We start from the raw sequence: 21,503 nt of genomic DNA, 5'->3' as shown, positions 1-21,503 counted from the left end.
GAGCAAGAAATGTCCCGCCTCCGCTTCAGTTCGGCCCGCGAGGTCTTCGAGAGCTTCCCGGCGCTGCGCCAGCTCGTAGGCACTCCGCCCACCACCGAGCCGCCTCTGACCTTCCTCACCCGCCTCGCAGCAGGGACGGAGCCCCAGCAGGCCATTGGCTTCTGCGCCTTCCTGCTGCCGCGGCGCGAAGCCGTCTGGTGGGCCCTGCAGAGCGTCCAGCGCATGCGGGCATCCGGAGCATCGGCCGATCCCGGCCTGCAGGCCGCCGAGGCCTGGGTTCGCGATCCCGGCGATGCCCTGCGCCGTGCCGCTCTCGATGCTGCCGAAGCCGGCGACAGCGCCGAGCCCGGTACCTGGGTCGCCTGGGCGGCCGGCTATTCCGGCGGCAGCATGCTCGCGAGCCATCCGGTCCCCTGCCCGCCCGACCTCACGGCCAAGACGGCGCGTATCGCGGTGTTAACCGCGCTCGGCCGTGTTCCGGCGCGCGAGCGTGATGCCGCATTGCGGAATTGCGTCGAAGCATGCTTTCGTTTGGTCGATGACGAAGGCGGCGGAACGCGGACGTAGAGCTGGCGTGGTCATGCCGCCGGAGCGGCGGAAGCCTTGTGACAGCGATACGGGCATTTCCAGATGGCGCTGACGCTGACGATCGAGAACGAGACCTCGCTGCCCGATGGCGGCCCGCTCAGCGTGACCCTAGGCGGCGGCCGCGGCCTCGACATCGGCCGCGACCAGCATCTCGACTGGGCGCTGCCCGACCCGACGCGCGCCATTTCCGGCCGGCATTGCGAAATCCGCTATCGCGACAACGCCTATTGGCTGCGCGACATCTCGACCAACGGCACCTTCGTCAACGGCGCAGCCCACAGGGTGCAATCGCCCTATCGGCTGCAGCATGGCGACCGGCTCGAGATCGGCCACTACATCATCGCGGTGACCATCGACGAGGCGGACCGCCAGGCCGCCGCGATGGCCGAGCGCCCGCCCACCCCGCCACCGCCCGGACAATCCGTCTGGGACGGGAATGGCGACGAGGCTCCGCCGATCGCGCGCCGGGACCTGATGCCGCCGCACAAATACAAGCCGGTCCATGCCGGCTTCATCGACTGGGCGGCCGACATCCCCAACCCCGCCGACACGGCCCCGCCGTCCTTCACCCCCTCTGCTCCGCCGCCTACCCCCGCGCCGCCCCGGCAGGACGATCTCGCCTGGGCCCCCTATCGCCCCCCAGCGGCGCCGGAACCCGAACCGATCGCCCCGATCCCGACACCACGCAGGCCGCTAAGCCAGCCGCCGGCGGGCGATCCCTGGGGCGAGCCGACGACCGCCGCCCCGCAGCCATCCGGCTTCGGGGCGCCGCCCCATCAACCGCCACCGACGCCCTCGCAGCCTCCTCAGCCTGTTCCCGCAGGCGTGCCTGCGATCTCGCCGGCCGAGTTCATCGCCCGCTTCGCGCGAGGCGCCGGCCTGCCGGCTGAAGAATTTGCATGGCAGGACCCCGGCGCCTTCGCTGAGCAGACCGGTATGCTGATGCGGCTGATCGCGGTCGAGCTGAAGCAACTGCTGGCGGCGCGGGCCGAAAGCAAGCGGGTTGCCCGCAGCGCCAACCAGACGATGATCCAGGCGCAGGACAACAACCCGCTGAAGTTTTCGCCGACGATCGACGATGCACTGAAACTGATCTTCGGGCGGCCGACCAGTGGCTATCTCAACGCCCAGAGGGCGTTCGAGGAGAGCTTCAAGGATCTGAAAATCCACCAGATCAAGACCTACTCGGCCATGCAGCACGCGCTGCGCATGCTGGTCGAGGATCTCGATCCCCAGGCCGTCTCGGAAAGCGTCAGTACCGAGCGTGGCCTCGAAGGCCTGCTCTCCTCGCGCAAGAGCAAGCTCTGGGACGCCTATGTCGCGCGGTGGGAGGCCAAGACCGCCCCCTATGAGGACGGACTGGTCGACGCGTTCATGCTCTATTTCGCCGAGTGCTACGACCGGGGCGGTCGCTGAGCCTGACCGCGCTCACAGTCCGAGCAGCATGCGGATCGCCTGCGGCTCAAGCTCGCGCGGCGTCTCGTCGAAGCTCGCCCGGTAGTAATCGAGCATGCTCAACTGCTCGAAGCGGTTCCGCAGGCCCTTCTCGTTCATCGCCGCGCCTCTCTCCTCGAGGTTCGCGATCATGTTGTGGTTGGTGCCGTCGGGCTCTTCGAAGACGAGCTCTGGCACCTGCGGCTTGACGCGTAGCGCGGCCTCGCCGGCGGCGATCCCAGCCAGCGCTCCTGGCGTCCAGATCCGGGCATAGGCGTCGGCGACATCGCGCTCGGGCGCGCCGGTTCCCGTCAGCACAGCACGGCAGGCATCGGCGAAGGCCTCGACCATGCCGCTCCGCTCGGCCCACCAGTCCGCACGGTTGAAGTTGGCGTGGATGGGCTCGACATAGGCGAACTCGTTCTGGAGCAGCCTGGCCGGTTCGCCTTGCAGGTAGAGCCACGGCTCGGCATTGTCGATCAAGAGCTGCCCCGGCAGCAGATGCGCGGCCTGATCGTCGCCGGTAGCGCTGAAGAACTGCTGGCTGGCCCCTTTGCAGACCACCATCGGCGCCGCGGACAGCGGCCTGCCGGGCCGTCCGGGGGCCCGGATCAGGACCATAAAGGCGAGCACCTTCGCGACCCGGGCATTGCGCGAGCGTCCGTGCCAGATCGCAAGGTCCGGATCGCTCTGGAAACGCTCGACTTCCACCAGCCGAAAGAACTCGGCTTGCTCGACGATCGGATCGGGAGAGCTGCGCTTGCCCATCTCAGACGCCGTGGAAGACCTGAAAGCGGCCGCCGCGATCACAATCCAGCGCTTGTGAGACCTGCGTCATGCTCCTGCTCCACCACACAAGGCTGCGTGCAGCCGTCAACCTACAGCCATCTGCCCCGGCTTGCGACGGTTTCGCAGCCCTGCCGCAGCGAAAGCGCTTCCGACTGCTGAAGTGGCACCCTGCGAATACGTCACGTTGCAGGGTGACGCTGGTTGACGAGCTGTATATGCTTCTGCCCTAGCCTAGAGATAGCGAGAACCGGATGTCGTGGTACAGCAAGGTTGTCTGGTCTGAAGGCCTGTTCCTGCGACCGCACCATCTGCAGCAGAACGACCGCTACCTCGAGAACCTGCTGGAAAACCGCGTCCGGCACACCACGCCCTACCCGTGGGGGTTTTCGGTGCTGGAGATCGACCGCGACCTCGCCCAGCAAAGCCGCATCGGCCTGCGCCGCGCCGTCGGCGTGATGCCGGACGGCACCCCCTTCGCCATGCCCGACAACTCGCCGCTGCCGCCGGCGATCGAAGTGCCGGACAATGCGGCCGGGCAGGTCGCCTGGCTCTCGCTGCCGCTCGCCTCGGCCAATACCCGCGAGGTCGAGGACAGCCTGAACGGCAGCGCCAGCCGCTTCTTCCCGTCGACGGAGATGCTGATCGATTCCACCGCCTCGCTGCGGATCGAAGAGGAAATCGACATCGCCCATCCGCGCATGGCGCTGGAGCTGCGCAAGACAGCCAAGCCCGGCTTTGTCGGCCTCGCCCTCGGCCGCATCCTGGAAGTGCGCGATCGCGCCGTCCTGTTCGACGAGAAGTTCGCCCCGCCGATCCTGGTCTGCTCGGCCCATCCGGTCGTCGACGGCTGGATGGACCGCGTCATCGGCTGGATCGACAACAAGCTGGAAGAGCTTGCCCGCTATGCTGCGGACCCGACGGCGGGCGGCGGCCTGCAGAGCGCCGACTATTTCATCCTGCAGATGCTCAACCGGCACATCCCGGTGCTGAAGCATATGCGCGGCTCGCGCTTCGTGCACCCCGAGCGCCTGTTCGTGAGCTTGCTTGCCATCGCCGGAGAGCTCGCCACCTTCACCACCGCCGAGCGCCGCGCCCGCGATTACCCGACCTATGATCATGACGACCTCGAGGGCTGCTTCACGCCGGTCGTTCGCGACATCCAGGATTTTCTCTCGGCACAGCTAGGCCGCCGCGCTATCCGCCTCGAAATCGTCGAGCGTGCGCCGAACGCCTTCATGTCGACGATCCGCGACCGGGCCCTGGTGCGCAATGCGACGCTGATCCTCGAGGTCGCGGCGCGCCGGCCGCTGACCGAGATCCAGGCGCAGTTCCCGCATCTCTTCAAGGTCGGGCCCAATACCAAGATGAACGAGATCGTCCATGCCCACCTGCCGGGCATCAACCTCGTCCATCTGCCGACGCCGCCGCCGCAGATCCGGGCGCTGACCGACCACGTCTATTTCTATCTCGACCGCACCTCGCCGCTCTGGCCGGAATTCAGCACGGCGAGTTCGATCGGCATGCACTTCTCCGGTGACTGGCCCGACCTCGAAATGGAGCTCTGGGCCGTGCTCGAGGGCAGGAGATGAGCGACAAGGGCTCGCCGTACGATCCGTTCGGCCGCTCGGACCGAACGATCATCAAGCCGAACCCCGCCGGAAGGCGAGCGCCCTCACCGTCAGGCCCCGATCCCCAGGCCGCCACGCCGGGCTACCCGCCGCAGCCGGCCTCGCCCTATGGCTACAACCCGTCGACGGCGCCCCAGTACCCGCATGCCGCGCCGCCCTCACCCGGCGTTCCCGGCGGCGAGGAGTGGCTCTCGACCCCACCGCCGCGGCCGAGCGCCCCGCCTCCACCGGGCCCGCAAACCCTGCCGAAGCGCGAGCAGATGCTCACGCCGAACGCCAATCCAATGCTCAAGGCGGCCGGCCCCCTGCTCTTGCTGCTCGGGCGTATGCGCGCCTCGCTGAGCAGCGCGCCGGCAACTCAGATGATCGGCCAGGTCGGCGAAACGATCGAGGCCTTCGAGCAGGAGGTCCGGGCGGCCGGGGCCTCGCCCGAGCAGACGCGCACCGCGAAATACATCCTCTGCGCCTTCGCCGACGACATCGTCCAGAACATCCCCGGCGAGGATCGCCATGTCTGGACGCAGTACAGCATGCTCTCGCGCTTCTTCGGCGAGCGCACCGGCGGCGTGCGCTTCTTCGAGGAACTGGACCGTGCCAAGCGCGACCCGGCCGTCAACTACGACCTGCTCGAACTGATGCATGCCTGTCTGGCACTCGGCTTCGAGGGCATCCACCGCACCTCGGCCGGCGGCGCCGCCAATCTGCAGATGATCCAGCGCAGTCTGTTCGAGACGCTGCGGCGGGTGAAGCAGCCCGATCCGGAACTGTCGCCGCGCTGGCAGGGTCAGGCCCTGGGCTCGCGCATCGCCGGCTTCAGGATCCCGGTCTGGTCGGTCGCGGCCGTCGCCGCCGTCGCGGTGCTCGGCCTCTATTTTATCTTCCGCGCGCTGCTCGGCGGCAATGCCGAGGCCTCGGCCTCCGCCTTGCTCGCAGTCCATCCCAAGGGCGAGCTCTCGATCGTCCGGAAAGTCTTCGCCAAGCCGCCGCCACCGCTACCGCCACCGGCGCAGCAGCCGAAGGTCTGCGCCGCGGTGCGCCCGCCGATCACCTGCCAGGTCACGCCTAACCTGATCATCGTCCGGCTCGTCGACATCACCCTGTTCGAGCCCGGCCAGGCGGTGGTGCGCGACGAGTTCCGCCCGCTGATCGAGCGGATCGCCGCGGTGCTGAACGAGGAAGGGGGAGCGATCAAGGTCGTCGGCCACACCGACAGCCAGCCGATCCGTACCGCGCGCTTCCCCTCCAACCAGCAATTGTCGCTGGAGCGCGCCAAGGCGGTGGGCGAACTGCTCAAGACCAAGCTGAACCAGAAGGATCGGATCAGCGTCGAGGGCAAGGGCCCCGACGCACCGATCGCCAGCAACACCACACCCGAGGGACGCGCCAAGAACCGCCGGGTCGAGATCCTGATCCAGCGCGAAAGCTAGGTCCAGAACGAGCAGCGAGAGAAGCCATGAGGGAGGTCGACACGAAATGAACGTCGCGATCTGGCTCAGGATCGTCGCAATCGCTGTCGGCACGCTGGCCCTGGCCCTGCTGGTCTGGTTCGGTGGCCCCTTCGTCGCGATCGGCGACGTGCGCCCGTTCGAACCGCTCTTCGTGCGACTGCCGCTCGTCCTGCTCCTCGTGCTCGGGGCGGCCGCCTGGATCGCCCTCACCATCATCCGCAGGCGCAAGGCCGTGGCGGCGTTGAGCGAGGCACTGTCCAAGGAGGAAAGCGCGACTAGCGATAGCGCGGCGCTGAGCTCGGCGATGCGCGATGCGCTCGCAACGCTGAAGCGGACCCGCGGCAAGGATGGCGGCGACTATCTCTACGACCTGCCCTGGTATGTGATGATCGGCCCGCCCGGCGCCGGCAAGACGACGGCGCTGGTCAATTCCGGCCTGAAGTTCCCGCTGGCGCGCGGCGGCCAGGCCCCGGCCGCGGTCGCCGGCAATGGCGGTACCCGCTATTGCGACTGGTGGTTCGCCGAGGAGGCGGTGCTGATCGACACCGCCGGCCGCTACACCACCCAGGACACAGACACCAAGGCCGAGCGCGCGAGCTGGCTCGCCTTCCTCGATCTCTTGAAGCACAACCGCCCGCGCCAGCCGATCAACGGCGTCATGGTCGCGATCAGCGTCGAGGATCTGCTGACCTCGACGCCGGAACAGATCGCCGCCCATGCCGAGGCGATCCGCGCCCGTCTGCTCGAGCTGAACGAGCGCCTGAAGATCGACTTCCCGGTCTATGCCGTCTTCACCAAGGCCGACCTGATCGCCGGCTTCAACGAGTTCTTCGGCGGGCTCTCCGAGCCGCAGCGGCGCATGGTCTGGGGCCACACCTTTCAGACCCTCGACAAGACCCGCAACATGATCGGCGATGTACCGCCGGAGTTCGACGCGCTGATCGAGCGCCTGAACGAGCGCCTCTCCGACCGCCTGCAGGACGAGCCCAACCCGACCGCGCGCGCCCAGCTCTTCGGCCTGCCGAGCCAGATGGCGGCGCTGAAGCCGATCGTCGTCGACTTCCTCGGCCGGGTCTTCGAGCCGACGCGCTACCAGCAGAGCGCGACGCTGCGCGGCTTCTACTTCACCTCCGGCACCCAGGAAGGCACGCCGATCGACCAGCTGATCGGAGCGCTCTCGCGCAATTTCGGCAGCGAGCATGCCGGCGCCGGCAGCTTCTCCGGCCGCGGCAAGAGCTACTTCCTGACCGACCTGATCCAGAAGGTGATCATCGGCGAGTCCGGCTGGGTCTCGACCGATCTGCGCGCCACGCGGCGCTCGGCGCTGCTGCGTGCCGCCGGTTTCACCGCTGTCGCGCTGGTCGCGGCGACGCTCGCCGGCCTGTGGTGGACGAGCTATTCGCGCAATAGCGACCTGATCAACCAGACCAATTACGCCCTCGCCGACTACCGTTCGAGCGCCGCCCCGGTGCTGCAGGAGACGACGATCTCGGAGCGTAATTTCAGCCGCGTCCTGCCGCTGCTGCACAAGCTGCGGCACATGCCGGCCGGCTATGCCAGCAAGGACGAGCCGACGCCCGTCGCCGCGACCTTCGGCCTGAGCCAGCGCGAGCGCCTGCAATCGGCGACGCAGATCAGCTATCAGGAGGCGCTGGAGCGGATGCTGCGCTCGCGCATCATCTTCCGCCTCGAAGAGCAGCTCGAAGCCAACGCCAACAATCCCGGCTTCATCTACGAGGCGCTCAAGGTCTATCTGATGATCGGCGGCCGGGCGAAGCTGGACCGCGATCTCGTTCTCGCCTGGATGAGGCTCGACTGGGCCGAGAATCTCTTCCCGGGCTCCGCCAACGCCAAGGGCCGCGAGGCGCTGGAAGAACACCTGACCGCTTTGCTCGATCTCGACGAGGGCGACGAGCCGCTGGTCAAGCTCAACCAGACCCTGATCGAGACCAGCCAGCAGACCCTGCGGCGGATGAGCATCGCCGAGCGCGCCTATGAGCTGCTGCGCACGCAGGGGCGCAACGCCAACCGCGACTGGGTCGTAGCGCAGCGCGGCGGCTCCGATGTTCGGCTGGTGTTCGAGGGCGTCTCGGGCGAGGACCTCGACTCGATCCGCGTACCCTATTTCTACACCTATGACGGCTTCCAGAACGCCTTCGTCGACCGCCTCGGCGATATCGGCGAGCGCATCGAGAAGGAGCGCTGGGTTCTCGGCGAGAATGTCGACCAGGCTGCCATCACATCGCAATATGCCAGTCTTTTTCAAGATCTTCTGAAGCTTTACTCACGCGACTTCACAGCGTCCTGGCAGCGCGCCCTGCGCCGGCTGAAGCTGCGCCCGCTCAATGCCGACAAGCCCAAATACGTGGCGCTTTCGGCGATCGCCGCGCCGACCTCGCCCTTCAAGCAATTGCTGGAATCGGTCCGCGACGAGACGCAGCTGACCAAGGAGCGCGCCGCGCGGCGACCTTCCGCCGCGCAGGCGGCGGCGCAAGCCGGCAAGGAGGCTGCGGCCAAGACGCTGGAGGAGCGCGCCAATGCGGCGCTCGGCCGGCTCGGCACCTCCCTGCCGCTGAGCGCGCCGGGCGTCGACCGCGTGCTCTCGGGCGGCAGCGAAGCGCTCGGCGCCAATATCGAGGCCGGCTTCAAGCCGTACCATGTCCTGGTCGATGGCGATCTCGGACGCCGCCCGGTCGATCAGGCGCTGCAGATCTTCGCCGAGATCAACCAGAACCTCGCGACGGCGGCGACCACGCCGGCCCAGTCGGCGGCGGCAAACGCGGCAATGGTTCCGCTGATCGCCTCGCTGCGCGGTAATTCCTCGCGCTATCCTGCCCCGTTCGATGCGATGATCGTCTCGGCGGTCAACGATTTCGAGGGGGACGCCACCAGTGCCACCATCTCGCTGCTGCGCCAGGCGCTGGGCGACGAGGTCAGCCGCACCTGTACCAATCTCCTGGCCAACCGCTACCCCTTCACCAAGGGCAGCACCCGGGACATCGCCCTCTCCGACTTTGCGCAGCTTTTCGCCCCCGGCACTGGCGCCATGGACAAATTCCTGAAGGAGCGGCTCGATCCCTATATCGACAAGTCCGGCGCGCAATGGACCTGGCGCGCCGACAGCCGCGTCGCCCGCTCGCTCTCCCCGACAACATTACGCGAGTTCCAGCGCGCCAGCGACATCCGCGAGGCCTTCTTTCCGACCGGCGGCAACCTGCCCTCCTTCCAGATGGTGGTGGTGCCGACCGCCCTTTCCTCCGACGCCTCCGGCGCCAAGCTCGAGATCAACGGCTTCACGGTGGCGAGCCAGCAGGGCGTCAACACCCCGACCCCGGTGATGTGGCCGGGCGCCGGGCTGGCGAGAACCTCGATCACCCTGACGCTCGGCGGCAGCGCCGGCAGCAACAATGCGGGCGGAATCTTCGGCGGCGGCTTCTTCTCGAACAGCCCGACGCCGGCCGCGCCGAGCGAGGTCAAGCTGTTCGAGCGCGACGGCGTCTGGTCGTTCTTCCGGTTGCTCGATGCCGGCTCGGTGCTGCGCCAGGGCGACAATGTCGTCTTCACGCTCGCCTCCGGCGGCCGCCAGGTCGGCTACCAGTTCGGCGTAGGCTCGCTGAAGAACCCGCTGGTGCTGCCGGCACTGCGCGAAATCCGCTGTCCGACGGGGATTTAGACATGGCGTGCGGGCTGTTCGGGAAGCTGCCGGGCAAGCGCGACTTCATCGCCCTGGGGGCGCCCACGGCCTTTCTCTCGGTCTACGAACCCTGGCTCCAGGGCGGGCTGACCGCAAGCCGACTCGATCTCGGCGCCGGCTGGCAGGATGCCTTCCTGCACGCGCCGATCTGGCGCTTCTGGTTCGGCTCCGCCTATGGCGGCAACTCCGTTGCGGGCGCCTTCATGCCCTCGGTCGACGGGATCGGGCGCTACTTCCCGCTCACGGTCTTTGCGGTCGCGGGTCCCGGCGCGGCGATTCCGCCTCCGGAGACAGACCCGCAGGATGCCTGGTTCGACCGCGCCGAGGATTTCCTGCTCAATGCGCTGGAGCCCGAGGCGAGCTTCGAGACGGTTGCCGAGGCTCTGGCCCAGTTGCCGGTTCCGAATGACGAGCTGAAGGCCGCCCCGCCGGTCGATATGGTCAGGCTGTCCGACGGCACTATCGTCAGCGCGCTCGAGCCGGCGAGCTTCCCTGCCCGACTGGCGGCGCTGCGGATCGAGGACCATGCGCGTTCCTACGCCCATGCCTGCTATTTCTGGACCGTCGGTGGCGAGAACTTCGAGCCGCTCGCCCTGGTCGGCCAGGCTCTGCCGAGCCCCTATCTGTTCAGCGGCCTCCTGACCGGCCGCTTCGACGCCTTTCTGGGTGTGGGAGCAGCGTCATGAACCATGTCGGCGCCACGCTTGCCTTCGAGACAGGCGCGATCAGCCATCCCGGCCGCGTGCGCAGCCACAATGAGGACAATCTGGTGACGCGGCCCGAATTCGGGCTCTGGGCCGTGGCCGACGGCATGGGCGGGCACGAGAACGGCGCCATGGCGAGCGCGACCGTCGCCGCCGCGCTCGACGGCATCGGTCCCGCCATCTCGGCCGCAGACCTCTTGGCACGGCTGGAGCAGAGCGTGCTCGCCGCCAATGCCGAGCTGCGCCGGCGGGCCCAGGCGCTCGCGGGCGCGACGATGGGCTCGACGCTTGCCGTCCTGCTCGCGCATGACAGCCACTTCGCCTGCGTCTGGTCCGGCGACAGCCGGATCTACCTCGTCCGCCACGGATACATCACGCAGATCTCGCGCGATCATACCGAGGCCCAGGATATGATGGATCGCGGCCTGCTCAGCGCCGAAGAGGCACGGAACTGGCCGCGCCGGCATGTGATCACCCGCGCCATCGGCGTCCACGACCTGCCCTCCCTCGAAATCGACCATGGCGAGCTCGAAGGCGGCGACACCTTCGTGCTCTGCTCCGACGGCCTGACCGGCCATGTCGAGGATGACGAGATCCTGCGCGCAGCATCCGGCCCGGATGTGCAGGGTGCGTGCGATGCCCTGCTGGCGCTGACGCTCGAGCGCGGAGCGAGCGATAATGTCACCGTCGTCATTGTCCGCTATCATCAAGATCGCCGCGTGCAGACCCGCTGGATGCCGAACATGCGTCAGCCGAAGAACGAGGCCTCATGACCGATTCCGAGCGCACGATCATCATGCCGCGCAACGGGCTTTCAGCCGGCACCAGGCTGAACGGCATCTATGAGATCGAGCGCCTGATCGCCGTCGGCGGCATGGGCGAGGTCTACAAGGGCCGCGCCATCCAGACCGGCGATGCAGTGGCGATCAAGATGGTCCGCCCCGACATGGCGCAGGACGAAGCAGTCGTCACCCTGTTCCGCAAGGAAGCCGCGGCGCTGCACAATGTCTACAACGAGGCGATCGTCCGCTACTACGTCTTCACCGTCGATCCCGGCACTCAGGCGACCTACCTCGCCATGGAGTTCGTCGACGGACAGCCCCTGTCGGAGCGGCTCAAGCAGGGCCCGCTATCGCCGGAGGAGGTCGACCTGCTGCGCCGGCGCATCGCCAGCGGCCTCCACGCCGCGCACATGCTGGGGATCACCCATCGCGACGTCTCGCCCGACAACATCATCCTGCCCGGCGGTCAGGTCGGGCGCGCCAAGATCATCGATTTCGGCATCGCCAAATCCAACATGCTGGGCGAGAAGACCGTCATCGGCACGGGCTTCGCCGGCAAATACAACTATGTCTCGCCTGAACAGCTCGGCCTGTTCGGCGGCGAGGTCACCGGCAAATCGGACATCTACAGCCTCGGTCTCGTCCTCGCCGAGGCGCTCGGCGGCCGCCCTCTCGACATGGGCGGCACCCAGATGCAGATCCTGGAGAAGCGGCGGCGCGTGCCTGACGTCGCCTCGCTGGACAAGGGCCTGCAGCCGCTTCTCGCCCGCATGCTCGCGCCCGATCCGAAGGACCGCCCGGCCGACATGGCCGAGGTCGCTTCCTGGCAGCCGAAGGGCAAGCCGGCGGCAGCCGGCGGAGGCGTTCCCTGGAAGGCGCTCGCCGGCGCCGCGGTGCTCGTCCTGATCGCTGCTGGCGGTTTCGTCGGCTGGCAGTTGCTGGGGCAGGACGGCGACGCGCCCACCTCCACGGCACCGCCCGTGCTCGCCGGCCGCAGCGATGCGCCGCCGGCACCAAGCCTGCAGGGCGTCGCGCCCGAGCCGAATGCTCCAGACCTGCCCCAGGCCCGCCCGGGCGAAACGGCGCCGCCAGCCCCCCAGGCACCGCCGACCCCGCAGCCACCGGCCGGCAGCTTCGCCTCCGGCCGCCAGGAGCCGCAGCAAACGCCCGCGCAGCGCCGGCCAGCCTCGACATCGCCGCCGGCAGCCACACCTGCCCAGGTCCCGCCGCAGGCGCCCGCGACGCCGTCACAGAATACCGCCCGAGCGGAGCCTCCAGCGGCCGCCCAGGTCCAAGTGCCACCGGCGGCCCAACTGCCGCCTGTCACCATTCCTCCTGTCACGGTTCCCCCTGTCGCCGCCCCCTCGGCGCCAGGGGAGACCAAAATCGCCACGAACACGCTCGACCCCGAGCCGCGCACGCCGACGGAGCGCATCGAGCGCTACATCGCGACTTACGATGGCGGCGCCTGCTTCTTCCTCTGGCCGACTGCGATCGGCGACCGGCGTGCGACCATCGAGGGCTTCGGCAGTTCAGCGCCGCCCTTCGTCGCGTTCGACACGGCCTTCAAACGGAGCCAGGGCTTCGAAGCCCAGATCAGCCTGCGTTCGATCTCGACGGCGCAATGCCCGATGGCCGATTTCCTGCGCCAGCTCGGGCGCGGCATCGATCGCAGCCCGGTCATGCAGATCGGCGCCTTCACCATGAAGAGCGGAGACACGCTGAGCGGCACGGTCGAGAGCGACCCGAAGCAGAACCTCGCCGTGCTGCTCGTCGGCGATGACGGGCTGGTCTACAACCTCGCCAACTTCACGCGACGCGAGGGCGGCAAGGCGAGCTTCAATCTCCGGCTCCAATCGACGGCCGCGCCAGGAACCCCGGTCCGACCGCAGGCGGTGATAGCGCTGGTCAGCCCCGCGCCTCTGCCGACCTTGTCCGGGCCGAACCCCGCTCCGGCAGGCGATGTCTTCCCGGGCCTAAAGCAGGACGCGTCGCGCATCGGCGGCAAGCTCGGCGTCGGCATCAAGTATTTCCGGATCGAGTGAGGCCCGGCTTCAGTCCTCGCGGTAGAGGACGCCCCAATCGTCCTGCCAGAGCCCCTGCCGGTCCTCGACGACGATCGGCGCCTTGATCTCGTTGGCCAGCCTGACCGCCGAGCGGAAAGCCTCGACCGGCTCCAACTCGTCGCTGAGGAAATCGTTGACGAGATGACCGCCGGCGAGTTCCGCCGGACAGGCGATCCTGCCGAAGGTCTTGCCGTCGCGCTGGCCAAGGCTCAGCGTGATCGCATCCGGTTGCTGCTCGTCGACCTGTTCGAACCGGTTCTTCGCCGCCGCCATAACCCGCTCCCGGATTGCCGCAACGGCAACGATCATGAGCCAGGAATCCCGGGCCGGCAAATCCTAGCGTGAGGGCTGCCGCGCTGGAGCTACGGGCGCTGGGCCGCCGCGCACCACCTTGTAGCGGTCGAGGCGCACCCTGATCATCTCGTTGAACTTCTTGTGCACCTCCGAGACCGAGAGCGTCTTGGTCTCGCCGCCGGCCTCTGCATAGAAGATCGGCCGGTTGGCCTGGGCTGGGCGCGGCAGCAATTCGGCCGCGCTGGCGCCGGGCGTCTCCTCCATCGTCTCGATGAAGGTCTGCGCCGCATCGGGGCCGAGGAAGTGGATCAGGTAGATCTCGCCGCCGGTGAGATGGCGCCCCATCGCCTTCTCGAGCCGGAGCGTGTCGCGCTTCAGCATCTCCGCTGCGAGCAGGGCCGAGAGATAGGGTTCGCGCCTGAGATCGAGAATGCGCTGGCGCTCATTGGCGTCGGCGACGACGAACTGCCGGCCATTGCGCGCGATCAGCGCAGCCTCGGCCACCATGCCGTGTTTGCGTCCGAACTCGAAGACGACGCCAAGCCAGGTCTGCTCGATGAACTGGTACAGCCCTGTCGCAGAGGAGGTCTTCGCCTGGACCGTGGTGGCGAAAGAGGATTCCTTGTCAGCGACCGCCATCAGCAGCGTCGGGTCGGCCCCGACGATCCGTCCGGCGCGCACGATGAGGTCGACGAGATGTCGGCGGATGCGGATCGGCCCGAAGGTCAGGATCTGGTCAGGATCGCCCCCGATGGTGATCGGCGCACGCGGCAATTGCTGGCGCGGCAGCGCCGCCGGAACCGGCGCGGCGCCGGGCTTCGCCGGCAGTTTCGGCGGCACCAGCAGGATGTTCGAGGGCGGCAGCACCGGCAGCGGCAGGGCCGGCGCCGGTGCTGCCCCGGAGGCGTCGTCCGCCGTCTGTTCGGTCAGCGCCGCCAGCGAGGGATCGTTGCTGAGTGCGAATTGCGTCGCCTGCCGCGCCGCTTCGAGATCGCCCTCGACCGAGGACAGGATCAGCGAAGGCCGCATCGGCGCGTGCAGCGACGGCGCGTCGACCGTTTCAGCTGGCGTGAAATCGGGATCCGGGACCGGCTCCGGAGCAGGCGTCAGCGTCGCCACCGCCATGCCCGCCATCACCGCCACGATGACGGCACCGGCGCCCGCCAGCACCAGCAGCCGGGCGCGGCCTCCGCCATCCACCGGCGACGCCCTCATCCCTGACGCCGGGGCGCCACGCCCCGGACCGGCAGCGCCCGGTGCCGGGACCGGAGCAACATCGCCCGTTACCGCCTTGCGGGCGGCCGTGAACCAGCCGCGCCCGTCCTTGGCGGCGGCTTCGAGTTCTCCAATCATCCGCCGGGCGTGCTCGATCGAGATTCCCGCCTCGCGCTCCAGCGTCGACGCCGCTGCCTTGGGCCCTCGCTCGGCCAGTACCCTGACCGCGAAGAACCAGAGCTGCAGCGAGGTCCGGCGGCTCTCCAGCGGCGTCCCGGCGCAAGGCGAAACCATGAAATTGCAGTGCTCACAGGCATAGGCGCGCAACTTGACCCGCGGCACGAAGGCCGAAACCCGGCCGCAGGCCGGGCAGGCGATGCTGATGCCGCCCCGGCTCGCCTGCATCATCACCTCGAGGCAGGCATCTTCCCGGAACGCGGCCTGAAACTGCTTGAAGCGCTGGCTCATGCCTCGCTACCGCCGGCGATATCGGCCGTGCCCGCGATCACACAGCTCCACGGCCGCCTTCTGCTCGGGCAACGCTGCAGGATACGCGTGCAACGGACCTGCGACAATGTCAGCTCGCCAGCAGGCCGAGCCGCGCGACGTCGCGCAGATGCATTTCGACCTCGTCCGCGGTCGCGCGCTGCGGCAGGCGCGCGCTGTCGCCTCCCGAGGCATGCGCCTCGGCCAGGAAGTCGTTCATCTCGGCCAGCAGCATCGGCGCCGTGCGCGTGCCGTCGAGCAGGCTGACGAATTTGCGCACCACGACGCCATCCAGCGCCACGGCGCGGTGGCGCAAATCGGTGACCTCATTGCCGGTCAGCGCCTGCCGCCGCGCCAGCAGGCTCGCCACCGGCCGCTCGCTGACGGCCGTGGTGAGCCGGTGCGGCTCCAGGCTGATCTCCAGCAGGCCGGCCCGGTAGATCGCCGTCAGCGCCTCGTTGAGCCGGCTGGTCTCGCGCTCGATAAGAGGGCTGAGGCTATCGCTGGCTTCGCGCAGGGCAATCGCAACAAGCTCGGCATGGCCGATGCTGCCGGGCCAGGCCCGGCCGAGCGCTCGCAAGGCTGCCTTGGCGCTGTCAAGGTCGACGGCAAGCCGGACGTCGCTGCCGAACAGGAACCCGCCGACGCCGGGCCTGTCATCCTTCTCCTCGGCCTCGCGAACATTCGCGGCCAAATGATAGGGGGCGAGCGTAAAGCGCGAGAAGCCGCGGTGAAGCACGATATCCGAGCGGCACAGCAGCGTCTGGCGAAAGCAGCGTCCGATCAGAAGGTCGAGCGACTGCTCCTGGCGCAGCGGCTCGTCGACCGGGATCGCGTTCAGGATCTGCTGGGCCGGCCCTTGCGCCCCGCCGAAATTATTCGGGAACGAGGCCTCGGCGAGGAATTGCAAGCCGTGCGGCGCTGCGGCGTCCAGCACCTCGTGCAGTGCGAACGCCCGCGCCCCGGGATTGAGATCGTCATGGTAGAGGACATTGTCCGGGATCTCGTCGATCTGCTGCAGGCGCTCGCGCAGCGCCGCCCCGTAGAAGGAGCCGGGATCGGTCGCCTCGGCGAAGCGCTTGATCGCGGCCCGTGCGACCCTGACCCGCTCCTGCGGCTCCTCGGTGTCGCGCGTCTCGTAGAGCATGATGTCGCGGGCGAGATCACGCAGCCGGCAACCCGGCAGAGCGTTGTAGCTGACATAGGCGATCCCCTGAGGCCGCAGCAATTCGCCGAACAGAGCCAGGATGCGCTCGCGCACGAAGGGCGGCACCCAGGAATAGACGCCGTGTACCAGGATGTAGTCGAACGTTCCAAGGCCGGCATCCGCCGCCATGATGTCGAGATGGTGGAAAGCGATGTTGTCGAGACCGAGTTCGCCGGCCTCGGCCTTGGCCCGGGCGATCGCGCTGGCGCTGAGGTCAATGCCGACGAAGCTGGCGCCGGGTGATTGCAGCGCCATCGGGATCAGATTGCCGCCGCTGCCGCAGCCGAGTTCCAGCACCCGCATCGTCGCCGTCGGCGCCGGCTGCATGCCGTGGAAATGTGCGATCGTCGCCAGATGGCCGGGATGGGTCTGGGAGAAGGCATGGCCGGGATAGGCGACGGCATCGTAGGGGTTGGTCCTGGTCTCGCTCATGCACGCGGCCCGTCCGTCACGCCAACCTCCCGCGCCATGCCGCTCAGCAGCCGATGACCTTGAACTCGACCCGGCGGTCGAGCGCGTCGCTGGCGTCGTCCTTGCCGGTTCCGATCAGGTTTTCGTTGAAGCCCTTGCCGGTCGCGATCATGCGGTTGCGGCTGTCGGGCGCCCCGGCCTGGAGCAGTTCCATCACATACTGCGCGCGCAACACCGAAAGCCGCTCGTTGAGATGCTGCGTGCCGGTGCGCGAGGTGTGCCCGACGATCTCGATGCAGGCGCCCTTCTGCCTGGCGCGCGTCGCGATCTGGCTGAGCCACATCGGATAGGGTTCGGTGATCTGCGGATTGGCGATGAACTGCGTGGTTCCGGGCTGGAACAGCAGCTTGACCATGAGCTGATTGCTGGCGAGGCCCCCGTCGACGAGATCGCCGAATGCATCGACGGCATCCTCGTTGCGGCCGAGCTTGCTCGCGGCGAGATAGGCGCCGACCCGCACGCGATGCTGATCGCCGCCCGGCAGGCTCCGCGCCGTGCGATAGAAGGCCAGCGCCTCGCGATAGCGCCGGGCCTCGTATTCGAGGATGCCGTCATTGATCAGCGCCGCAGCGTTCAACCGCTCAAGATAGACGGGATCGATCGGCTCGCCGAGCCTCGTCCCCTGGCAGACCTTGATATAAGCCTCGGTCGCCGGGTCCTTCGTCCACATCGGCGCATCGCGATAATAGGTCGTCGGCGTCACGTCGACGCCCTCGGTCCGCGCCCGGGCGACGCCCTTCGAGACGACACGCTTCGATTTCAGGTCGGCGAGCGTCAGGCAGATCCGGTAGGCGTCGCGCACCCCCTTCGCGTCGCCGGCGTTGTTGACCGCCGTGAAGGTGCCGACCAGCACGACCGGCTCGCGGGCCAGAGTCTCGGTCGTGAAGGGCTGCAGCTGGAAGCGCGGATAGGATTTCGAGACGATCTCGGCGAGGCTCTGCTGCATCGAGCGGGTCGAGGTCGACTGCGCTCCGGAGATGCCGTCGATCAGCGGGTCGATCACCAGCGCGATTCCGTCGCCGGCCAGATCGGCCTTGGAGAACAGGTCGGCAGCCGCACGCTGCAGGGCTTCCGGAAACGCGATGGGCGTCGGCGCAGGTGCAGCGGCCGGTGGCGCCCCGGCAGGTGCGGGCGCCTGAGCGAGCGCCGCCGCGGGACTGGCGAGCACGGCAACAAGGACGCAATAGGTCAGGGAACGTCGGCGTGCACGGCCACTTGCCGAAGACATGGTCCGAGACGAGTCCATCGTTCGCTCCCCCATCGGTCGTCACAAACCCTGCTCAGCGGCAACCCTGCAGTGAACTCCCGCCAGCATCGCCGAGCTGGGCTCGCATCAGCTCCTCGGTGCAGTCGCGCGCTCCGCCGGGCCGGCGGTTCTTGCTGCCTCGCGCCGGGGCAGAAGCGTCGCTGCCGCCAAGCGTGTCGCTGGACCTGCGGTCGACGACCGTGCGTTCCTGCGGCTGCGGTTCCTGACGGGGCGGGCGGACGCTTGGCAGGAGAGGCTTCTCCGGCGCGGTCAACTCCTTGACGATGCCGCCGGAGTTGATCATCGCCGCGACAGCCCTCTCGCGCTCCAGGCGTTCCTGGGACAGCTTGACCTTCTCGGCCTCCAGAGCCGTGAGCTCCTGCTCGCGCTGGGCGAGTTCCCTTGCGAGCCGCTCGCGCTCGCCAGCGTCAGACGGCTTCACCGCGGGCGCGACCGCGACCGGCGCCTGCCTGGGTGCATCGACAGGCAGCGGCGCCGCGCCCTTCGCATCGGTCTTTCCGGCATCTCGGTCGGCGAGATCGCTCGCGGCCTGCTGCCGGCTCTTCTCCGCCTGCCGGAGCCGTTCCAGCAGGGCCCTCTCCCGTGCCGCGAATTCGTTCTCGAGCTTTTCTCGCTCGCTCGCCGAAACGCTGCGGCGTTCGAGCAGGTCCAGCCTTGTCCTGGCGTCGACGGCGAAGAAGCTGGCGGGGAAGCGCTGGATGAAGGCCTTGATCTCCGCCACATCATCGCTGCTGCGCAGGCGCCGCCAGATATCGGCGTCGGTCTCCTCGCGGTTCAAGTAGAAATCGCCGAGCAGCGACAGCGACAATTCCGGCGTCTGCTTGCCGCCGGTCGCGTCGTAGACCGCCTTCTGCACCCTGCGGAACATCGTCGCGATCTCAAGCCCGGGCTGCCTCATCTCCTGCACCAGTGCCGCCGTGAACGGACTGTTGCGGCCTGAGCCATCGGCCGCGACATCGTTGGCCTGCGTCGCATAGGCCGTGACCATGCCCTGCGCCCGCGCGATCGGCGCAAGACCGGTGCCGACGGAGAAGCTGCGCGTCGCCTGGTTCTTCGAGAGCTGCGCGACGAACGGGTTGTTGCGGCAGGCGTCGAGCACCATGATCTTGACGCCCTTGGCGAAGCCGAGCGCCGTGATCACTTCGCTGAGCTTCAGCGTCTCGTACTGGACCGAGACCTCGTCATCGATCCTGGCCTCGACCGGCACCAGGAAGTTCTCGCCGTTGAACTGGAAGCCGTGGCCGGCATAGTAGAACATCACCGCGTCGGCGTCCCGGGCCAGCCTCGCGAAGCGAAAGAGCACGGTGTCCATGCCGCGCTTGTCGAGATCGACACCGTCGACCACCTCAAAACCGACCTTGCGAAGGGCCTCAGCGGTATCGCGCGCATCGTTGACGGTGTTCGGCAGGGCCGGCGCGTTCTTGTAGGCGGAGTTGCCGATGACCAGCGCAACGCGCCGGTCCTGCGCCAGCGCCGGCATGGCCAGCAACTGAGCAAGAAGAGCCGCCAGTGCACAGAGCTTGAGCGCAGCGTTCATGGCACGCATTCCCTGCGTCAACCTAAAGAAAGAACCCGGCGAAATCCAGACCTATCCATTATTGCCACAGGCGCTTTGCTTGCTCCTGCGATAGGGGCCTGTTAGCTTCTGTCGTCCAGGCCGCGCCCTCAGGAAGAGCGCCGATGCGAGGTATCCGGCTGAAGCTTGTTGTCGGTGTTTCAGCGGCTTTCGCCTTGCTGGCGGGAAGCGGCGACGCACAGGAGCGATCGAGACAGCGTCAACCGGCCCCGGCGAACGCCAAGGTGTCCTTCGTCGATCTCAGGGACAATGCAAGGGTTCCCGGCAAGGTGCTGGTGCGTTTCGCCGTCACCGGGATGGAGATCGCTCCGGCCGGAACGCAACGTCGCAATGCGGGCCACCATCACCTCTTGATCGACACCGATCTGCCGCCACTCGGCCAGCCGATCCCGAGCGATTTCAACCACCTGCACTTCGGCGGCGGCCAGACCGAGGCGGAGATCCTGCTCTCGCCGGGGCGCCACACCCTGCAACTGCTCTTCGCCGATCACGATCACGTGCCCCACGACCCACCGGTGATGTCGGAGAAGATCACCATCGAGGTCGAGGCCGCGCCCGAGGAGAAGCCGCGCACCGCCGCCGCACCCAACGCCAGCGTCTTCTTCGTCGGCCTGCAGGACGGCGCGACAATCCCTCCCCGCTCCATCGTCCGCTTCGGCACCGCGAACATCGCGATCGTCCCGGCCGGCACGAGGCAGGACAATGCCGGGCACCACCATCTCCTGGTCGATACAGACCTGCCACCGCTCGATCGCGAGATTCCCAGCGATTTCAACCATCTGCATTTCGGGCGCGGCCAGACCGAAACCGAGCTGACGCTGCCGCCGGGCGAGCACACGCTGCAGCTGCTCTTCGCCGACCACGAGCATGTCCCGCACGATCCGCCAGTGATGTCACAGAAGATCAAGGTGCGGGTAGAGGCGGCCTCCGCAACGCAGGCCCCGGCCGTGCCCCAAGGCGCGGGGGGCAAGCCCGGGCGCACGCCCGCGCCGAACGATGCCGTCGTCTACTTCGTCTATCCGCGTAATGGCACGACGATCTACGCGACCTCGACGATCCGCTTCGGGCTGCGCAATATGGGCGTCGCGCCGGCCGGGGTCATCAAACCCAATACCGGCCATCACCATCTTCTGATCGACGTGCCGACGCCGCCGCTCGACGTCGCCATTCCCAGCGACCTCAACCACCTGCATTTCGGCAACGGCCAGACCGAACGCAAGATCACCCTTCCCCCCGGCAAGCACACGCTCCAGCTCATCCTCGGCGACGATCAGCACGTGCCGCACGATCCACCAATCCTGTCGGAGCGGATCGAGGTCTTCGTCGGCAATCCCCGCAAGCGGAGTCAGCGTCGATGAGCACGCCTGTCCGCAGCGCCGACCTGGCCGCCACCTTCTGCATGCGGCGGCTGACCACCCTGGTCGGGCTCGTCCTGCTCGGCCCGCTGCTTGCGGCTGCACCCGCCGCGGCCCAGACGGCGCAGCGACAGCCATCGCCGCGCGGCGCGCTGCTTTATTTCCACTATCCGCTCGACGGGCTGCGCGTTCCCGAGCGCTTCACCGTGCGGATGGGGCTGAAGGAGATGGGCATTGCGCCGGCCGGCATCGACAAGCCGCTGACCGGCCATCACCACCTGCTGATCGATGTCGAGCCGCCACCGACCGACCAGCCGATCCCTGCCGACTACAACCACATCCATCTCGGCAACGGTCAGACCGAGGTCGTGGTGACCCTGCCGAAAGGCACCCATACGCTGCAATTGCTGCTCGGCGACCACCTGCATACACCGCATCAGCCGCCGGTAATGTCTCAGAAGATCACAGTCTATGTCCGCTGAACCTTCACGCCCGTGAC

At 68.0% G+C, this 21,503-nt stretch carries 16 protein-coding genes; 10 read left to right on the top strand and 6 right to left on the bottom strand.

Annotation, left to right across the window (positions count from 1 at the left end; genetic code table 11):
* The first annotated feature begins 9 nt into the window (after positions 1-9).
* Together AC1REK_RS10300 and tagH are read left to right on the top strand one after the other, a co-directional pair.
* Complete coding sequence (locus tag AC1REK_RS10300; RefSeq protein WP_492268114.1) at positions 10-567, top strand: DUF6931 family protein; 558 nt, start codon at positions 10-12, stop codon at positions 565-567.
* Positions 568-630: 63 nt separating this feature from the next.
* Positions 631-2,004, top strand: a complete 1,374-nt coding sequence (tagH, locus tag AC1REK_RS10295) for a type VI secretion system-associated FHA domain protein TagH (protein ID WP_492268115.1) — start codon at positions 631-633, stop codon at positions 2,002-2,004.
* A 12-nt stretch (positions 2,005-2,016) separates the two neighbouring features.
* Here tagH and AC1REK_RS10290 read toward each other — a convergent pair whose 3' ends face one another.
* Positions 2,017-2,790 carry a hypothetical protein gene (locus AC1REK_RS10290; RefSeq protein ID WP_492268116.1) on the bottom strand — a complete coding sequence of 258 codons (774 nt, stop codon included), beginning with the start codon at positions 2,788-2,790 and terminating at the stop codon, positions 2,017-2,019.
* 272 nt (positions 2,791-3,062) lie between these two features.
* Here AC1REK_RS10290 and tssK point away from each other — a divergent pair, with 272 nt between their 5' ends.
* The 6 genes from tssK to AC1REK_RS10260 are packed head-to-tail and all read left to right on the top strand — an operon-like array spanning position 3,063 to position 13,112.
* Entirely contained in the window at positions 3,063-4,400 is a 1,338-nt protein-coding gene (gene tssK, locus AC1REK_RS10285; protein WP_492268117.1) for a type VI secretion system baseplate subunit TssK, read from the top strand.
* Positions 4,397-5,866, top strand: a complete 1,470-nt coding sequence (tssL, locus tag AC1REK_RS10280) for a type VI secretion system protein TssL, long form (protein ID WP_492268118.1) — start codon at positions 4,397-4,399, stop codon at positions 5,864-5,866. The genes tssK and tssL overlap by 4 nt, the downstream gene beginning before the upstream one ends.
* A gap of 46 nt (positions 5,867-5,912) precedes the next feature.
* Positions 5,913-9,560 carry a type VI secretion system membrane subunit TssM gene (gene tssM / locus AC1REK_RS10275; protein WP_492268119.1) on the top strand — a complete coding sequence of 1,216 codons (3,648 nt, stop codon included), beginning with the start codon at positions 5,913-5,915 and terminating at the stop codon, positions 9,558-9,560.
* A gap of 2 nt (positions 9,561-9,562) precedes the next feature.
* Positions 9,563-10,267, top strand: coding sequence for a type VI secretion system-associated protein TagF (gene tagF, locus AC1REK_RS10270; protein ID WP_492268120.1), 705 nt, complete (start codon positions 9,563-9,565; stop codon positions 10,265-10,267).
* Entirely contained in the window at positions 10,264-11,058 is a 795-nt protein-coding gene (locus AC1REK_RS10265) for a PP2C family protein-serine/threonine phosphatase (protein WP_492268121.1), read from the top strand. Before tagF ends, AC1REK_RS10265 begins: the two co-directional genes overlap by 4 nt.
* Positions 11,055-13,112 (top strand): serine/threonine-protein kinase, encoded by a 2,058-nt coding sequence (locus AC1REK_RS10260; RefSeq protein ID WP_492268122.1) that lies wholly within the window; start codon positions 11,055-11,057, stop codon positions 13,110-13,112. The genes AC1REK_RS10265 and AC1REK_RS10260 overlap by 4 nt, the downstream gene beginning before the upstream one ends.
* A gap of 9 nt (positions 13,113-13,121) precedes the next feature.
* Here AC1REK_RS10260 and AC1REK_RS10255 read toward each other — a convergent pair whose 3' ends face one another.
* The 5 genes from AC1REK_RS10255 to AC1REK_RS10235 all read right to left on the bottom strand — a co-directional run bounded on the left by AC1REK_RS10255 (position 13,122) and on the right by AC1REK_RS10235 (position 19,610).
* On the bottom strand, positions 13,122-13,442 hold the full coding sequence (locus AC1REK_RS10255; RefSeq protein ID WP_327520507.1) for a hypothetical protein: 321 nt from the start codon (positions 13,440-13,442) through the stop codon (positions 13,122-13,124).
* A gap of 27 nt (positions 13,443-13,469) precedes the next feature.
* Positions 13,470-15,110: a transglycosylase SLT domain-containing protein gene (locus AC1REK_RS10250; RefSeq protein WP_492268123.1), complete on the bottom strand. Its 1,641-nt coding sequence runs from the start codon at positions 15,108-15,110 to the stop codon at positions 13,470-13,472.
* Positions 15,111-15,219: 109 nt separating this feature from the next.
* Positions 15,220-16,767, bottom strand: a complete 1,548-nt coding sequence (locus tag AC1REK_RS10245; protein ID WP_492268124.1) for a methyltransferase regulatory domain-containing protein — start codon at positions 16,765-16,767, stop codon at positions 15,220-15,222.
* Positions 16,768-16,810: 43 nt separating this feature from the next.
* Complete coding sequence (locus tag AC1REK_RS10240; protein ID WP_492268125.1) at positions 16,811-18,052, bottom strand: OmpA family protein; 1,242 nt, start codon at positions 18,050-18,052, stop codon at positions 16,811-16,813.
* Positions 18,053-18,086: 34 nt separating this feature from the next.
* Entirely contained in the window at positions 18,087-19,610 is a 1,524-nt protein-coding gene (locus tag AC1REK_RS10235; RefSeq protein ID WP_492268126.1) for a caspase family protein, read from the bottom strand.
* 263 nt (positions 19,611-19,873) lie between these two features.
* On the opposite strand from AC1REK_RS10235, the gene AC1REK_RS10230 reads away from it, so the two are divergent.
* Positions 19,874-21,007 carry a DUF4399 domain-containing protein gene (locus AC1REK_RS10230; RefSeq protein WP_492268127.1) on the top strand — a complete coding sequence of 378 codons (1,134 nt, stop codon included), beginning with the start codon at positions 19,874-19,876 and terminating at the stop codon, positions 21,005-21,007.
* Positions 21,004-21,486, top strand: a complete 483-nt coding sequence (locus tag AC1REK_RS10225; protein ID WP_492268128.1) for a DUF4399 domain-containing protein — start codon at positions 21,004-21,006, stop codon at positions 21,484-21,486. The genes AC1REK_RS10230 and AC1REK_RS10225 overlap by 4 nt, the downstream gene beginning before the upstream one ends.
* Positions 21,487-21,503: the final 17 nt, after the last annotated feature.

It is taken from the genome of Allobosea sp. GW823-FHT02B03, assembly GCF_058797755.1.
The sequence above is the reverse complement of the archived record's forward strand: the minus strand, read 5'-3'. Positions and strand labels throughout refer to the sequence as shown.

Coding starts and splice junctions, on each gene's coding strand:
- AC1REK_RS10300 (WP_492268114.1), top strand. CDS start 10: ATGTCCCGCCTCCGCTTCAGTTCGGCCCGCGAGGTCTTCGAGAGCTTC.
- tagH (WP_492268115.1), top strand. CDS start 631: ATGGCGCTGACGCTGACGATCGAGAACGAGACCTCGCTGCCCGATGGC.
- AC1REK_RS10290 (WP_492268116.1), bottom strand. CDS start 2,790: ATGGGCAAGCGCAGCTCTCCCGATCCGATCGTCGAGCAAGCCGAGTTC.
- tssK (WP_492268117.1), top strand. CDS start 3,063: ATGTCGTGGTACAGCAAGGTTGTCTGGTCTGAAGGCCTGTTCCTGCGA.
- tssL (WP_492268118.1), top strand. CDS start 4,397: ATGAGCGACAAGGGCTCGCCGTACGATCCGTTCGGCCGCTCGGACCGA.
- tssM (WP_492268119.1), top strand. CDS start 5,913: ATGAACGTCGCGATCTGGCTCAGGATCGTCGCAATCGCTGTCGGCACG.
- tagF (WP_492268120.1), top strand. CDS start 9,563: ATGGCGTGCGGGCTGTTCGGGAAGCTGCCGGGCAAGCGCGACTTCATC.
- AC1REK_RS10265 (WP_492268121.1), top strand. CDS start 10,264: ATGAACCATGTCGGCGCCACGCTTGCCTTCGAGACAGGCGCGATCAGC.
- AC1REK_RS10260 (WP_492268122.1), top strand. CDS start 11,055: ATGACCGATTCCGAGCGCACGATCATCATGCCGCGCAACGGGCTTTCA.
- AC1REK_RS10255 (WP_327520507.1), bottom strand. CDS start 13,442: ATGATCGTTGCCGTTGCGGCAATCCGGGAGCGGGTTATGGCGGCGGCG.
- AC1REK_RS10250 (WP_492268123.1), bottom strand. CDS start 15,110: ATGAGCCAGCGCTTCAAGCAGTTTCAGGCCGCGTTCCGGGAAGATGCC.
- AC1REK_RS10245 (WP_492268124.1), bottom strand. CDS start 16,767: ATGAGCGAGACCAGGACCAACCCCTACGATGCCGTCGCCTATCCCGGC.
- AC1REK_RS10240 (WP_492268125.1), bottom strand. CDS start 18,052: ATGGACTCGTCTCGGACCATGTCTTCGGCAAGTGGCCGTGCACGCCGA.
- AC1REK_RS10235 (WP_492268126.1), bottom strand. CDS start 19,610: ATGAACGCTGCGCTCAAGCTCTGTGCACTGGCGGCTCTTCTTGCTCAG.
- AC1REK_RS10225 (WP_492268128.1), top strand. CDS start 21,004: ATGAGCACGCCTGTCCGCAGCGCCGACCTGGCCGCCACCTTCTGCATG.